The organism is Methylobacterium sp. DB0501 (assembly GCF_011043735.1).
Taxonomy (GTDB): Bacteria; Pseudomonadota; Alphaproteobacteria; order Rhizobiales; family Beijerinckiaceae; genus Methylobacterium; species Methylobacterium alsaeris.
Window position 1 is genome coordinate 771,013 of sequence record NZ_JAAKGV010000001.1, and the last position, 12,905, is coordinate 783,917.

The window sequence follows — 12,905 nt, forward strand, 5'->3', positions numbered from 1 at the left end:
CCCCTTATAAGCCCGAGGCGCGGGCGCGGCCTACCGGGCTGCGCTCACCGTCCCCGCACGCGCCGGCTCTGCCCTTACTGACCTTGGGCCTGGCTCGCCTTCTTGTTGGCGTTGTGGTGGCCCACGGCGCAGCCGGCCGCGGCGCCGGCCTTGCCGTGGCCGACCGCCTTGCCGGCGAGCCCGCCGACGATGGCACCCTTGATGCAGCCCTTCGCCTCGGCCTGGTGCGGGATCGCTACGCCTGCGACCGCGAGCAGGCCGGCAGCGAGGAGGGAGGCGGAGCGGATCGTGGGACGGATCATCTGGGAAGCTCCCGTGTCTGTGTGGGAACCTCAACCATTGATCGGGCAAGGTGTTCCACGGCCCGACGCGTTCCGCCGTTGACGATCCGCCCGGTCGCGTCTATAGACCGCGGCTCGCGGACCTGCGGGCTTTCGCCCGGCGGGTTGCCCGTGCTTCCATGCCCTGACACGCGACGCCACGATCCCGCCGGGATCGCTCGGGCCTCGCTTTGAGAATGAGGAACGCCGATGGCCAACACCGTGTCGGCCAAGAAGATGACCCGCAAGATTGCCAAGCGTACGGCAGTCAACCGCTCGCGCCGCAGCCGCATGCGCACCTTCATCCGCAAGGTCGAGGAGGCGATCGAGTCCGGCGATCACGGCACCGCGCTGACCGCCCTGCGCAGCGCCGAGCCGGAGATCATGCGCGCTTCCCAGAAGGGGATCGTGCACAAGAACACCGCCTCGCGGAAGGTCTCGCGCCTCGCCGCCCGCGTGAAGGGCCTGCAGGCCGCCCAGGCGTAAAGCCTGCCGGACGGCTCCGGCGGCGTCCGCGGGCGCCCTGGATCCAGGTCACGAGAGGAAATGGCCCGGCCGTGTGCCGGGCTTTTTCGTGTTTGCAAAGGTCTTTCGCCGATGTGGGTTGTGTCGCCGCCGGCCGCAAACTAACGTAGCGGCAGGCAGCCAGCACGAAGGCCCTCGACCCATGGTCACGCGCGTCGCTACCGTCGCCTTCGAGGGGATCGAGGCGCGCGCCGTCGACGTGCAGGTGCAGATCACGCCCGGCGCCGTCGCCTTCACGGTGGTCGGGCTGCCCGACAAGGCGGTGGCCGAATCGCGCGAGCGGGTGCGCTCGGCGCTGATCGCCTCCGGCCTGGCGCTGCCGGCCAAGCGCATCACCGTCAACCTCGCCCCCGCCGACCTGCCCAAGGAAGGCTCCCACTACGACCTGCCGATCGCACTCGGCATGATGTGCGCCATCGGCGCCCTGCCGGCGGACGCGCTGTCGGGCTATTGCGTGCTCGGCGAACTGGCGCTCGACGGCAGCCTCACGGCGGTGGCCGGCGTCCTGCCGGCGGCGATGGCGGCGAATGCCCGGGGCCTGGGCCTGATCTGCCCGGCGGCGAGCGGACCGGAAGCCGCCTGGGCCGCCGGCGACATGGACGTGCTGGCGCCGCGCTCGCTGATCCAGCTCGCCAATCACTTCAAGGGCACGCAGGTCATGGCCCGTCCGGTGCCGGCGGTGGCCGCTCCCGCCGGCGTGCTGGCGGACCTGCGCGAGATCAAGGGGCAGGAGGGCGCCAAGCGGGCGCTGGAGATCGCGGCGGCCGGAGCGCATAATCTCCTGATGAACGGCCCGCCCGGGGCCGGCAAGTCGATGCTCGCCGCCCGGCTGCCCTCGATCCTGCCTCCGCTCGGGCCGCGCGAGCTGCTCGAAGTCTCGATGATCCAGTCGGTCGCCGGCACGCTGAAGGACGGCGCGCTGTCGAACCGCCGGCCGTTCCGGGCGCCGCACCACTCGGCCTCGATGGCGGCGCTCGTCGGCGGCGGCTGTCACTTCCAGCAAATGCTGCGACTGATCTAAAAACTCTGCGACTGGCCAAGCCCGTCTCGCGAGACTGTGCGCCAGTCCGCCGCACCTTATCCACAAAGCTCTCAGCGATCCCCGGCCTGCTGCTCACGACGTCACTTACCGCCCTCCACACCTGTCAATTCCACGGGATCTTAAGCACCCTTCGTCAACCCTGCGACACCAAGTCGTGCCGTGGGTCTCCGTATGGCGTCGCGCTCGTTCAAGATGTCGGGGCTTCCACAGGAGGGCTCGTGGTTCATCCGCTGGATCGACGGCTTCGTCGATCATCCGGCGTCCTTGTCGAATCCGGAAATCGAAGTGGCACTTGAGCGTCTCCCGGACGATCGCTGGGATGGTGTGACGTTTGCGGAAGCCGTCGCGCTGAATGAACCCGCGCGCAGCAGCGACGACCGTCCGATGGAGAGCGTGATCTGTCGGCTCCATGCGGGGGCGATCACGGGGCTGCATCTTGGCGCGGTCATTCACAAGGGCGACCATGTCGGTCGGCTCGACGCGCCGATCGTGCCTTTTGGCGTCGATCTCCCGGGCGATCTCCTCGCCCTGCCGCCGACTGATCAAAACCTCGGGCTGGTTCACGCGGGCACGAGGATCGGGGGGCTCATCGGCGGCGACAGCGAGCGCGCGTTGGTCCCACGCGACCTCTATCGGACGTTCCTGATTCCGCGCCTCGTCACGCCTGTGAAGGTCTCCGGTGGCGTGCTGATCCTGCCGTCGTCGGTGGTGATTCGGGCTTTTATTTCGCCCATCGGCGCGGTGGTTCGCGACCTCGTGCGCCGACCACCTCAGCCGCTGCCTCTCACGCCTCAGCCTCTTCTCTACTCGGTCCTGGGACCCGGGACGGGCGTGATGCAGGACGGGCGATGGCGGGTGGCGCTCGATGCGAAGATCCACGAGCGTCATGCGCCGTTGCTCGCCAACCTCCACCGGACCTTTAGCGAGCATGGGTTCCTGGCAGCGGAGCGCGTGTTCGACGGCGCGCGCAGCGAGCCGCCGCGGCTCGCGGGCCCGCTGCCGTTCACCGACTGCATCTTGCACATGCGGGTGCACGTCTACGAGATCGCGCCGGGTCATTGGCTGGCGCTGGATGTCGAGAGTGCGCGGTGGCCGTACGACGAGCCACGCGAGATCGACGTCGTGCGCTGGGTGCGCGAGGGCGAGCGCCCTGGCGACGTGCTGTATCGGCCGGGCGGTCGGCCTGGACTGGCGGACGATGGCCAGATCGACGTTCTCTCGCAGGAGGATGCGCATGAGGGCGCGGATTTGGCGATGTGGGCGACAGGTGGCCCGGCATGGGAGGCGCTTCCCGTTCGCCATGAGACCCGACAGCCTTATCACCGCGACGAGGAGCGCTGGGTCGGGGTGAAGAGCGGGAACCCGAGCGAGGTCGGCTCGCTGGGTGGTACGGGGCCTCACGGTGACGTCGAGGCGGTCACGTTCGATCAAGGTCCCAAAGAGCCTTCGCAGATCGAGCGCATCGCGCGGTTCGAGGAAATCCTCGCGCTTTTCGACGAGCTTTGCGCGCCAGATCCTCGAGGGCGGAGAGGGACGATCACGTCCGCGATCCCCTGTGTCCAGGGAGCAGAGGTAGACCGGATCATGGCTGGCAATCGCCCGGTATGGCGATTTCGGAATAGCCCCAACAAGCCCGACAAGCCCAATCTCTGGGTGGTGTGGAATCCTGGGGCGATGCCGCAGCGAAACCGCACGGCCCTCGTCTGTCAGATCGCCGTGCCAGGTCGCGGCGTCGCGACATGGTTCGAGATCGAGGGCCGCACGGCGAACGATCTCTACCGGGCGCTGATCGTGGGGCGTCTTTTGTGCGATGCGGAGATCATCGCGATCCTGGACGCCGTGAGCGAACAGAACAACGTGCTTCACGTCGATTACGGTGCGATCCTTCCCCATTGCCCGCCGCCCGCCCTGTGGAAGCATGGGCGGGTCAAGGAGACGGGTCGGCTCAATGCGGACAGCGCCTGGGCAAAGCTCGTATCGGCGTTCGGCGGCTGATCCGAGGGGATCGGTATCCTTGTTACGCGTGCGTAACCCGGATCAGACGCCGGACTTCTCGGCAGCGGCCGCCCCGAGTTCGGCGATCTTATCGAGCACGGCCTGCCGGATTTCGGCGACGTCGTTCATTCCAGGAACGGCTTGGATCTCAGCCGGGGTCGCTCGTGCGAGCGCGGCATAGTTCGTGAGACCGGCCCGCTTCCTGGCCGGGGCGGTTGCGGCATCACCGCCGAGCTTGCAGGTGGCGAGGCGTTCGAGCGCATCGCTGTCGGCCTCAGGCACGAGACAGGTCCGGTCGCGTTCCTCGGGGCTGATGGTTGAGCGCTTGAGCAAAACCTTGAGCGCGTTGGTGAGCGCTTCGGCCGCTCGGATCTTGGCAACGCGGGCGGCAGAGGCTTGCGAGCGCGCTTGGGCGGCGCGGTCGCGCTCGATTGCCTTGAGGACGCTGTCTCGCATGTTGCCCACGAGTTCCGACTGTGCGCCGGGCAGGGCGAGGATTTCGGCGGGCGTCGCGCGGGCGAGGGCGGCCATGGTCAGGAGGCCGGCATCCTTCATGGCCTGGCGGAAGGCGGGTTCGCCAGTGAGCCGATGGCGTACCAAGGCCCCGAGATCCGCCGCGGTGGCTTCAGGGACGAGGCAGGTTCGCTCGCGCTCCTCGGCGCTGATGATCGAGCGCGCGAGCAGAACCTCGAGCGCATCGGCAAGGATCTGGTCCGGCGTGCGGCGGGCCTTGCGCTCGGCCGGTTGCGATCGCGAAGGGCCCCAGGTCGAGAGCCATGGTGTGTCGGTCATGGATGTCCTCGTGGCGCTGACACGCGGCAGATCAGCCTGGACGCTCGCTCGAGGTGCGCGATTCAGGCAAACTGCTTGTCCAGCCTTCAGATGGACGCTTGAGCCCCCTGGGTCATCTTTCCTTTGTCCGAGCCGGGCAATGTGCAGTCCACGGCACCGAACCGGATCGGGCAGAGGCCGAGTGTCTCGGCGAGTTTGACCAGGATCGCCATCGGCATGCTGCGGCGACCGTCCTCGACGATGACGATGTCGTCGAGGGAGACGCCGGAGCGTGCTGCGAGATCCTCGCGGCTGAGCCCGGCGGCGGCGCGAGCCTTCGGTAGGATTTCCTTGGCCTGGCACCCTCGGCGAACGATGCCGACGCTCAGGCGGTCCGGGATCTGGCGCAGGATCTCCCAGCCGAAGGCCTCGTAGGCTTGCTGGGCGCTGATTTTCAGCCCTCCCGCGTCCGGGCTGTCATGGGCGATCGCGGTGTGGCAGCGAACGAAGCGCTGCGAAGATTGGCGCGCCCTCTCGGCCGGCGTTTCACCCGGTCCTGGTCCGAAAACGTCGTCGAGTTCAAAGGGGTCTGCGACCGTCATCCTGGAATGTTCTCTGTTATCCATTCGCAGAATGGACCGCCTTCTGCGTGTTGACCTTCCGTTTCTTCAGGCTGCGCCGCAACTTAGCTCTCGATCCCGCAGCGATACCGCGCTCAATCCCCCTTCGGCTGCGGATCGTCACGGCCGCACGTCACGCGAGCCACGCGGTCGTCGCTCGGGTTCGAGCGATCGATTTCGCGCAAGGCACGGTGAGGGGAGCTGCTCCACCAGCGCCAGACATCCTCTGCGGCCTTCTCGCTGAGGCCGCGCTCGCGCAGCAACCCTGTCGCCCACGCCCGCGCATGATGCCATGCGTAGCGGACGCCGGCATTGTTGCCGCCGCCCGGGACGCGATAGGTCTCGCCGCAGACTGTCAGTACGCGGCCCGGGCCGAAGGTCGGCACGAAAGCCCCACGCGGGTGGGCGGCGCAGAGTTCGCGTCCGCGCGCCTCCATGGCGGCCTGAACGGGTGCCAGATGTCGATCCGAGAGCCCGAACTCGTCAAAGGCGGCCTGGAAGGCCTCCTCGATCGCGTCCGGGGATTTCGCGATGCGAATAGCTGCCACATGCTTTGCGATCGTAGCCTTTACATCGGAGGAACGCGGCTTTGGGCGAGCCTGCATCGCAATCGCTCTCTTCTGATTTCTTGCAGCCGCTCGGCTCGGCGAAAGCTGGACTGACACTTGAAATTCGATCGGTTCCGCGCCCGGATCCTCCGGGATGGCATGCTCGAGCCCTGAGAGCGCGAGGTCGCATAGGGCGGTTTAACGCGACCGATCGGGACGGCCTTCCAGAGGCTCCGACGCAGCGCAGCTCACGCGAGGAACCGGGCAATGTAGGCGTGGTTCGGGTGTCCCGTCGGCAGCAGCTGGTCGGCGAGCATCTTCAAGCTCTGGAATCTGGCGACGCCGTCGATGACCAGGTTGGCGAGTTCCGCCGGGTCCGCTTCGCGCAGGTGCGTCTCCAGGGCCAGCGCGGTCTCTGGCGTCGGGCGTCCCGTCGACAGGGCGTTGCCGAACGCGGCAGGATCCACTTCGATCCCCGTGCTCGCTCTGAAGTGGCACAGCGCCGCCTCGACGGCATCGCTCGTGCGATTGTTCGCGCTCATGGCCTCGCCCCTTGTTGGCGACGCCCTGGAGACATGACGGCCTCAGAGATCCTTGATCTCGGCAGAAGCCTTCGCGCGAAGCCAGGATCCTTTGAGCTCGGATCGACCCTGAACGACGACGCGCTCACTGGAGCGAATGACGTAGGGAGAGCTTGAGAATTCGGACAGGTACTGAGCGTCGGTCGTTTTTGTTCTCTCAGACATCGTTTTTCGATCCGTCTTGGTTGCTGGAGCCGCAGGGGGGCCGCGCAAGCCGTGATGTCGCATGAAATCCGGTCGGCCGAGGAGCCGTTCCAGACCGCGTTCGGTTCAAGCGCGCCCCTGGCTTCTTGGGGCGATCATCAGGCTGGATCGCGCGTGCGATGTGTTGGAATGGACACCGCGGGCGTTCCGTCTTCGTCTGGCTTCGCGCGGAGGCTCAGATCCGTCCGGTGAGACGCGCGTAGGCGTCCCGGATCGGCGTGTGGATGCGCTGCCCATCGCGTGAGAGGATCCACTGGCCCTCGCCACGGCCGCAGAGGCGCACGGTGCCGTGCTGGTCGATCACCCGGAAGATCCCGGGCGCGAGCCCGCTTTGATCGTCGTGCAGCACGGCCACGCTGATATGACCGCGGATCTCGCCGCTGCCATCGAACAGGCGATGGCCGGGCGAGGGTGGCGACAGGGCGTCGATACCGATCCGCGAGAGCGGGAACAGGCCGGCGCGATCTTGCGCGTCGTAGGTGATCGTTATCTCGTCCTGGTCTGCGTCGTCATCCGGCTCGCTGACGACGAGGGTGATGTCGACGCGATCGCCGCGGCTGGTCACGTCCTGGATCGGCAGGATGTCGCCGGGCGAGACTTGCGCATCGCCCTCGCCGTCGGAGCTTTCGACGAAGCCGTGAAGCTGCACCACGACACGGTCGCCGGGCATCAGTGTGCGCACGTCGTCCGCGCGCAACCAGTCCTGGGTTCCCCGAGCGAGGATCGCGGCGACCCAATCCCGGTAGCCGAGGTCGGTGGCTTCGCTACGCACGGCCGCGCGCCAGTCTTCGCGCAGCAGGCTGGGGTGCTCGAACGCGCGTGCGTCGATCTCGGTTGGCTTTTCGCCCGCGATGAGTGCGGCGATCGTGGCGGCGCGCGCCTCGGCGTCCGTCCGATCAGCGAAGGCGTGGGCGAGACCGCCGGACTGCGCCGCAACTTCGGCGGCGAGACGGACGAGGTCCGCGTAGACGGTATCCTGGAGCGTGACCATCTCTGTCCTCGGATTGGTCGAACCCCACCGGGTTTTATAGGCCCGTTCTTCCCTGGGATTTGACGCGGGGTCGGCAGATCCGCCGCTTCTTCTTGGGTATTTCTTCTCCGGCGCTACGGCCGGTCCTCAACCGATTGTCAGAACTGTCGGTTCTGTCGCTGCCTTCGGCTCGGCCAATCGGGACAGACGGCAGGGGTACGACAACAGGCGTGAGGTCGTCTGACAGAAGGGACGGAAGCGCTGCAACCCGGTCGGCGTCGTACCCGTAGTCGGCGGGGATGCCCGGGATGGCGTCGGCAGACGCCTTCGTCATCCCCGCCTCCGGATGAGCCTGCAGGACGCTTCAGGCCAGCAGGCCCGCAAAGCTCTGCCGGACGTGTCGTGTCAGAACAGCCGATCCGAGAAGCGGATATAGGCGTCGACCGCGGTCACGAGCGGGGCGATCTCGGGGAAATCGAGATCCTCCAGGAAGCAGAGCTCGGCCTCGACCTGGTCCACGTCGACTTCACGATGCCAGGCCCGGTAGCGCCCGTCCTGCCCGGCATTCCATCGGTACCCACGCTCGCGCAGGCGATCCTTGACCTCGAATGGGGTTCCGATGGCCCAGATTTTCCGGGTCTCCCGGCGGGCGGCGTCGAGGAGCGTCGTCATCGTGATCGCGTGCGAGCGCGGCAGCGGCATCTCGAGGAGTTCGAGGAGAGCGTAGCAGTCGTCCAGCGCGCGATGGCCCTCGAACCAGAAGGCCTGCTGGTAGGCGACGTAGAACAGCTTGGTGCCCTCGACGCCTTCCTCGCGCCAGGGCACCTGGCTCATCGAGCAGGCCCAGGCCTTGTCGATGAAGACGGTGTTCAGGCGCTCGCAGAAGCGACGGTCGAAGGCGGCGTTGTGGGCGATCACGAGGTCGGCTGAACCGACGAAGTCGCGCACGGCGTCATCGTCGATCCGCTGCCCCGCGACCATCTCGTCGGTAATCCCGGTCAGCTGGGTGATGTGCCGGGGGATCGGCCTGGAGGGCTCGCGGAAGCTGTGGAACTCGGCGAGCGGGCCCAGAATGGTGCCGCTGGCCGTGTAGGCGAAGCGGAGCATGCCGAGTTCGATGATCTCGTTCTCGTGCGGATCGAGGCCAGTGGTCTCGGTGTCGACGATGACGCCGATCTTCACCTTGTCGGGCAGGGGCCACTCGTAGAGGGGACGACGATCGAGCTTGCGGAGAACCCGGTAGTGAGGTGAGCCTTGCAGAGCGATCGCGTGCAGCTCGGCTTCGAAACGGTCCATTTTGGGCCTCCGGAATCCGAAAAGCCCGCGTCCGCTCCTAGGATTTTGGAGCAGTCCGCTGGGCTTCTGGTCCGGACGTTAACCAAGAACAAAAAGGGAACAAGACCTTGCCGAAATCGCGTTGGGACCGCGAACGGGTGCGCCGGACGGGGACTTAGCGGGGGGTCTGGACTCGCGTTCGTGGCGAATTCGGTTGGGCGTTGTACCCGCCTGGGTCGACCCGCTGTCCCCGATATCCACAGGCTTCCCCAGGCTCGCGCGATCGTTGCCGTCGGCGCTTGCCTCAGCCGGAACCGACGGCGCATCTGTTCGCGTTCTGTTCCAGAATGGGAGGGGCGCGGTGGGGATCGCACGGATCGACGAGCTCGTTCCCGGCAGCGCCGATGCGGTGCGGATCCCGCTGATCGGGCAGAGCCTGTGCGCGGGCTTCCCGTCGCCGGCCGACGACTTCCTGGAGGGCGCGCTCGAACTGCCGCGCTGGCTCGCGCCGAACCCACCCGCGACCTTCCTCTGGCGCATCGCCGGCAACAGCATGCGCGGGGCAGGGATCTTCGACGGCGACCTCGCCTGCGTGGACCGCAGCTTGCAGCCCGCCGACGGTAGCGTCGTCGTGGCGGCGATCGACGGCGAGATGTCGATCAAGCGCTACCGCCTGGAGGGCAACCGCGCCTGGCTCGCCTTCGAGAACCCGGACCTGCCGGTCTTCTCCGTCGAGGAGCTTCAGGACGGCGTGATCTGGGGCGTCGTGCGGTTCACGATCCACTGGCACACGGCCAAGGCATCTGTTCGCATTTAGGCGCGAGATGAAAGGAAGTTTCAGTTCGCAATATGGCCGGTGTGGTTGGAACTGGAAGGCCCAACCTCGGACACACTCAGGATTTGTGTCGAATCGCCTAACTGCAATAACGTCACGCCATCTCCTTCGATTTAAGAGAACGGCATGTCATGCTAAGCATCAATAGATATAAATATCCAGCAAGAATTCTGGCAGCTCTCCTGATAGGAATGGCTGCGGTCTACTGGTATATAGATCTTACAGCAAAAACAAAGATGATCTACTACGCGCGCATAAATTTTATATATTTTGGCCCTGTCTTAATATCATTTATAGTACTGAGAATTGCTGGCATAAACGGCCAAATTTCATTGGCGATTGCTACAGCTATCACAGCTTTTCTCATCTTAAACATAATTGTATTGAAATTAGAAATACTAGAAGAATACAGACCTGTGTCATACTTTGAGTATATGAACCGGCCAAGGCCGGTGGCTCTGCCGCCGTGTTTTGGATGTGAAGGTTATAAGCCTCTATATGACTGATATATCTGAAAATATAGCCAATCGCGTGATCGCGCTCATTGACGGCAACTCGTTCTACTGCTCGTGTGAGCGCGTGTTCGACCCGAAGCTCGCGCGGGTCCCGGTGATCGTGCTGTCGAACAACGACGGCTGCGCGATCGCTCGGACGGCTGAGGCCAAGGCGCTCGGCATCAAGATGGGCGCGCCGTACTTCCAGATCCGAGACATGTGCCGGGCTGAAGGCGTGCGCGTGTTCTCGTCGAACTACACGCTCTACGGCGACATGTCGGCCCGCACCAACGCAGTGTACCGCGACTTCACGAAGGACGTGGAGATCTACTCGATCGACGAGAGCTTTTTGGACCTCTCCGACGTGCGCGAGCGGGACCGCCTCGCGCTCGCGCAGGATCTCAGGGCAACGGTGCGCGCTTGGACCGGCATCCCGACCTGCGTCGGCCTCGGGCCCACGAAGACGCTGGCGAAGCTCGCCAACCACATCGCCAAGACGGTGCCGGACCTCGGCGGCGTCTGCGACCTGACCGATCCTGTCCAGTACGACCACTGGCTCTGCCGGATCCACGTCGGCGAGCTCTGGGGTATCGGCCGGGCCTCGCTCGCCAAGCTTGAGGCCATGGGCGTCGACAGCGTCGCCGATCTGCGCGACCTCGATCCCCGACCGGTGCGCAAGGCGCTGACAGTGGTGGGCGAGCGCATGATCCACGAGCTGCGCGGGCTCTCCTGCCTGCCGCTCGAACTGGTGCCGGCGCGGCGCAAGGGCTGCGCGGTGACCCGCTCGTTCTCCGGCCGGGTCAGCGACCGGGCGACGCTGGAAGAGGCAGTCGCCGCCCACGCCGCGCGGCTCGGCGAGAAGCTGCGGCGCGACGGGCTCGGCACCGATCAGGTGACGGTCTTCTACCACACGAGCGAGCATGACCGCGGCGAGCCGATGCGCTCGGTCTCGACCGTGGTCAGCCTGCCCGAGGCGACGAACGACAGCCTCGCCTTGATCAAGGCCGCGAACCACGGCGTCGCCAAGACCTGGCGCGAACCCGGTGAGGTGCCCTGGCGCTATTCCAAGGCCGGGGTGATCACCACCGATCTCGTGCCGTTGGCTGAGAGCCCGCGGGCGCTCATCGACCGCCTCGACCGCGAGCGGTCCGGGCCGCTTATGGCGGCGCTCGATGCCTGCAACGCGCGCTGGGGTCGCGGTGCCGTCGTCCCGGCACGGGCTGGGCTCACGACGAAGCGGGACTGGAACACGAAGTTCGAGATGCGCACGCCCTGTTACACCACGCGAGTTGCGGACCTACCGCTTGCCCTAGCTTAGCGGTAGGAGTCCTGGAAAGGACAACCTCAGGTGCCGGGCAGACGTAATGGATACGAAAGGGTTCCCGAAGCCGATCAACGACACACAGCGCGAGTTCCTGCGTCTGTGCGAGCTAGGCGGGGGCGCTCGTGGTGGTCCCCCGCGTGGCAAGGTCCTCGAGGTGCTGCGGGCAAGCGGCAAGAGCCTCAATATGCTCGCGCATGCGGAAGCGCAGGCTCACCTTGCAGCCTACCCGGATGCGAACCCTTGGCACCTCTGCTTCGCGATCGGTCTCTCGTGGGGACACTTGGCGCGCTTGGATGTGGACTTCACAGGCGCAGTGGCCGGCGTGCTCGCGAACTGGAACAGCGGTGATCTCGCTGCGGCGAAGTCGTTCCACATGGAGCGTGGTCCCGAGCCCATCGAACAGTCGCTACGTGGGGCTCATAATCTCTTTGGCCGCGTCATCCTTCCGAAGACATTACCGAGCACCCTGGATCGTCTGGACACCGCGCAGCAGCGCTGGATCTCCCCGATCCTCACCGGGTCAGATCGGCCGCGCTACATCGGCAGCTGGAACGCGACGGCGATGTTCATGGCCGCGCTGTTCGCTCAACCGTCACTGGCTGCCATACAGACCGAACCGAGGCCGATGCTGCCGCCTGGTGGCCCGATCTTCAAAGGCTTGCAGATGCTCCACAAGGCCGGGCTTCTCAAGGAACCCCCGTCCGGCAGCGAATTGGATGACCAGGCGTTTGAGCCCGGGTCCCTATATGAGAACAACAAGCACCTGGCGGATCTCTGCGCCGGCCTCCCTGGCTGGAGCCTCATCGATGTTCACAGCGGCGTGTACATGTTGGGTACGCGTCACCCGCACTCGGGCAAGTGGGTCTAGGAATCCAGCGCGCTGAAACCGTGCCGTAGCCTGTGTTCTCTCAGGTAGGGTGCGTGGCCGATGCTTACGGCCACCGTGACCGGCCGCCCATCGGTCAGGACCGCCGTCGCTCGCTCTGATAGCTTCGGGCTCACAAGGAGATTGCCCTCGTCGCTGAAGCTGATGAGCCCTTGGTCGAATGCGGCATCCCACAGAGCCGACAGCAGGAGACCGTTGTGGACGTCCACGCGCTCGTAGTCGCTGGATGCCGCCCAGGGCTTGATATGCGAGGCCCGGAGTAGCTCCCGGTCCTGCACCCCCGTGACCGCACAAGCCTGGTTCCAGTACCGATCCAGATGACGTCGGAAAATGCCCTGGGCGGTCCGGACGATGGCCTTTTTCTCGGCCTCGGTCGTCGCCGGCATGGCGTAGGTCGCGCCGAGGAACTCTTGGTACGCCGACGGCGGAAGTTCCTTGGTGACGAGGCGAAAGAGCGAGGCGAGGGCGTCGCCCAGTTCAGCGAGCGTGCTCACCGTGCGACCGCTGCGCCCAGG

General features: G+C 65.9%; 13 protein-coding genes and 1 pseudogene. 6 read left to right on the top strand and 8 right to left on the bottom strand.

Annotated features, from left to right (window positions below):
- Positions 1 to 74 precede the first annotated feature (74 nt).
- Positions 75 to 302, bottom strand: a complete 228-nt coding sequence (locus G4G93_RS03640; protein WP_206289442.1) for a hypothetical protein — start codon at positions 300 to 302, stop codon at positions 75 to 77.
- Positions 303 to 530: 228 nt separating this feature from the next.
- On the opposite strand from G4G93_RS03640, the gene rpsT reads away from it, so the two are divergent.
- The 3 genes and pseudogenes from rpsT (at position 531) to G4G93_RS03655 (ending at position 3,882) form a co-directional block, all read left to right on the top strand.
- The gene (gene rpsT / locus G4G93_RS03645) at positions 531 to 806 is read left to right on the top strand and encodes a 30S ribosomal protein S20 (protein ID WP_109958403.1); all 276 of its coding nucleotides are present in this window, start codon (positions 531 to 533) and stop codon (positions 804 to 806) included.
- Positions 807 to 987: 181 nt separating this feature from the next.
- A pseudogene (locus G4G93_RS03650) lies at positions 988 to 1,833 on the top strand (YifB family Mg chelatase-like AAA ATPase); the annotation flags it as partial.
- A 225-nt stretch (positions 1,834 to 2,058) separates the two neighbouring features.
- Positions 2,059 to 3,882: a hypothetical protein gene (locus G4G93_RS03655; RefSeq protein WP_165081217.1), complete on the top strand. Its 1,824-nt coding sequence runs from the start codon at positions 2,059 to 2,061 to the stop codon at positions 3,880 to 3,882.
- A gap of 42 nt (positions 3,883 to 3,924) precedes the next feature.
- Here the strand turns inward: G4G93_RS03655 and G4G93_RS03660 are convergent, their stop codons facing one another.
- The 6 genes from G4G93_RS03660 to G4G93_RS03685 form a co-directional block, all read right to left on the bottom strand.
- Positions 3,925 to 4,674, bottom strand: a complete 750-nt coding sequence (locus G4G93_RS03660) for a hypothetical protein (protein ID WP_165081219.1) — start codon at positions 4,672 to 4,674, stop codon at positions 3,925 to 3,927.
- Positions 4,675 to 4,760: 86 nt separating this feature from the next.
- A complete protein-coding gene (locus tag G4G93_RS03665) occupies positions 4,761 to 5,255 on the bottom strand; it encodes a helix-turn-helix transcriptional regulator (RefSeq protein ID WP_165081221.1) in 495 nt (164 codons plus the stop codon).
- Between the two features lie 113 nt (positions 5,256 to 5,368).
- Positions 5,369 to 5,878, bottom strand: coding sequence for a hypothetical protein (locus G4G93_RS03670; RefSeq protein ID WP_165081223.1), 510 nt, complete (start codon positions 5,876 to 5,878; stop codon positions 5,369 to 5,371).
- A gap of 191 nt (positions 5,879 to 6,069) precedes the next feature.
- Positions 6,070 to 6,363, bottom strand: a complete 294-nt coding sequence (locus G4G93_RS03675) for a hypothetical protein (RefSeq protein ID WP_165081225.1) — start codon at positions 6,361 to 6,363, stop codon at positions 6,070 to 6,072.
- A 418-nt stretch (positions 6,364 to 6,781) separates the two neighbouring features.
- A complete protein-coding gene (locus G4G93_RS03680; protein ID WP_165081227.1) occupies positions 6,782 to 7,597 on the bottom strand; it encodes a hypothetical protein in 816 nt (271 codons plus the stop codon).
- A gap of 384 nt (positions 7,598 to 7,981) precedes the next feature.
- Positions 7,982 to 8,872, bottom strand: coding sequence for a 3'-5' exonuclease (locus tag G4G93_RS03685; protein ID WP_165081229.1), 891 nt, complete (start codon positions 8,870 to 8,872; stop codon positions 7,982 to 7,984).
- 340 nt (positions 8,873 to 9,212) lie between these two features.
- Here G4G93_RS03685 and G4G93_RS03690 point away from each other — a divergent pair, with 340 nt between their 5' ends.
- From G4G93_RS03690 to G4G93_RS03700, 3 genes are all read left to right on the top strand, one after another.
- On the top strand, positions 9,213 to 9,668 hold the full coding sequence (locus G4G93_RS03690) for a LexA family transcriptional regulator (RefSeq protein ID WP_165081231.1): 456 nt from the start codon (positions 9,213 to 9,215) through the stop codon (positions 9,666 to 9,668).
- 516 nt (positions 9,669 to 10,184) lie between these two features.
- Entirely contained in the window at positions 10,185 to 11,498 is a 1,314-nt protein-coding gene (locus G4G93_RS03695) for a Y-family DNA polymerase (protein WP_165081233.1), read from the top strand.
- Between the two features lie 46 nt (positions 11,499 to 11,544).
- The gene (locus G4G93_RS03700) at positions 11,545 to 12,372 is read left to right on the top strand and encodes a hypothetical protein (RefSeq protein ID WP_165081235.1); all 828 of its coding nucleotides are present in this window, start codon (positions 11,545 to 11,547) and stop codon (positions 12,370 to 12,372) included.
- On the opposite strand, the gene G4G93_RS35720 is transcribed toward G4G93_RS03700, so the two are convergent.
- On the bottom strand, positions 12,369 to 12,884 hold the full coding sequence (locus G4G93_RS35720; RefSeq protein WP_312891677.1) for an HNH endonuclease: 516 nt from the start codon (positions 12,882 to 12,884) through the stop codon (positions 12,369 to 12,371). The genes G4G93_RS03700 and G4G93_RS35720 overlap by 4 nt on opposite strands.
- Positions 12,885 to 12,905: the final 21 nt, after the last annotated feature.

Excerpts from the sequence above, each read along its gene's own strand:
- G4G93_RS03670 (WP_165081223.1), bottom strand. The coding sequence starts at position 5,878 with ATGCAGGCTCGCCCAAAGCCGCGTTCCTCCGATGTAAAGGCTACGATC.
- G4G93_RS03685 (WP_165081229.1), bottom strand. The coding sequence starts at position 8,872 with ATGGACCGTTTCGAAGCCGAGCTGCACGCGATCGCTCTGCAAGGCTCA.
- G4G93_RS03655 (WP_165081217.1), top strand. The coding sequence starts at position 2,059 with ATGGCGTCGCGCTCGTTCAAGATGTCGGGGCTTCCACAGGAGGGCTCG.
- G4G93_RS03680 (WP_165081227.1), bottom strand. The coding sequence starts at position 7,597 with ATGGTCACGCTCCAGGATACCGTCTACGCGGACCTCGTCCGTCTCGCC.
- G4G93_RS03665 (WP_165081221.1), bottom strand. The coding sequence starts at position 5,255 with ATGACGGTCGCAGACCCCTTTGAACTCGACGACGTTTTCGGACCAGGA.
- G4G93_RS03640 (WP_206289442.1), bottom strand. The coding sequence starts at position 302 with ATGATCCGTCCCACGATCCGCTCCGCCTCCCTCCTCGCTGCCGGCCTG.
- G4G93_RS03700 (WP_165081235.1), top strand. The coding sequence starts at position 11,545 with ATGGATACGAAAGGGTTCCCGAAGCCGATCAACGACACACAGCGCGAG.
- rpsT (WP_109958403.1), top strand. The coding sequence starts at position 531 with ATGGCCAACACCGTGTCGGCCAAGAAGATGACCCGCAAGATTGCCAAG.
- G4G93_RS03695 (WP_165081233.1), top strand. The coding sequence starts at position 10,185 with ATGACTGATATATCTGAAAATATAGCCAATCGCGTGATCGCGCTCATT.
- G4G93_RS03660 (WP_165081219.1), bottom strand. The coding sequence starts at position 4,674 with ATGACCGACACACCATGGCTCTCGACCTGGGGCCCTTCGCGATCGCAA.
- G4G93_RS03675 (WP_165081225.1), bottom strand. The coding sequence starts at position 6,363 with ATGAGCGCGAACAATCGCACGAGCGATGCCGTCGAGGCGGCGCTGTGC.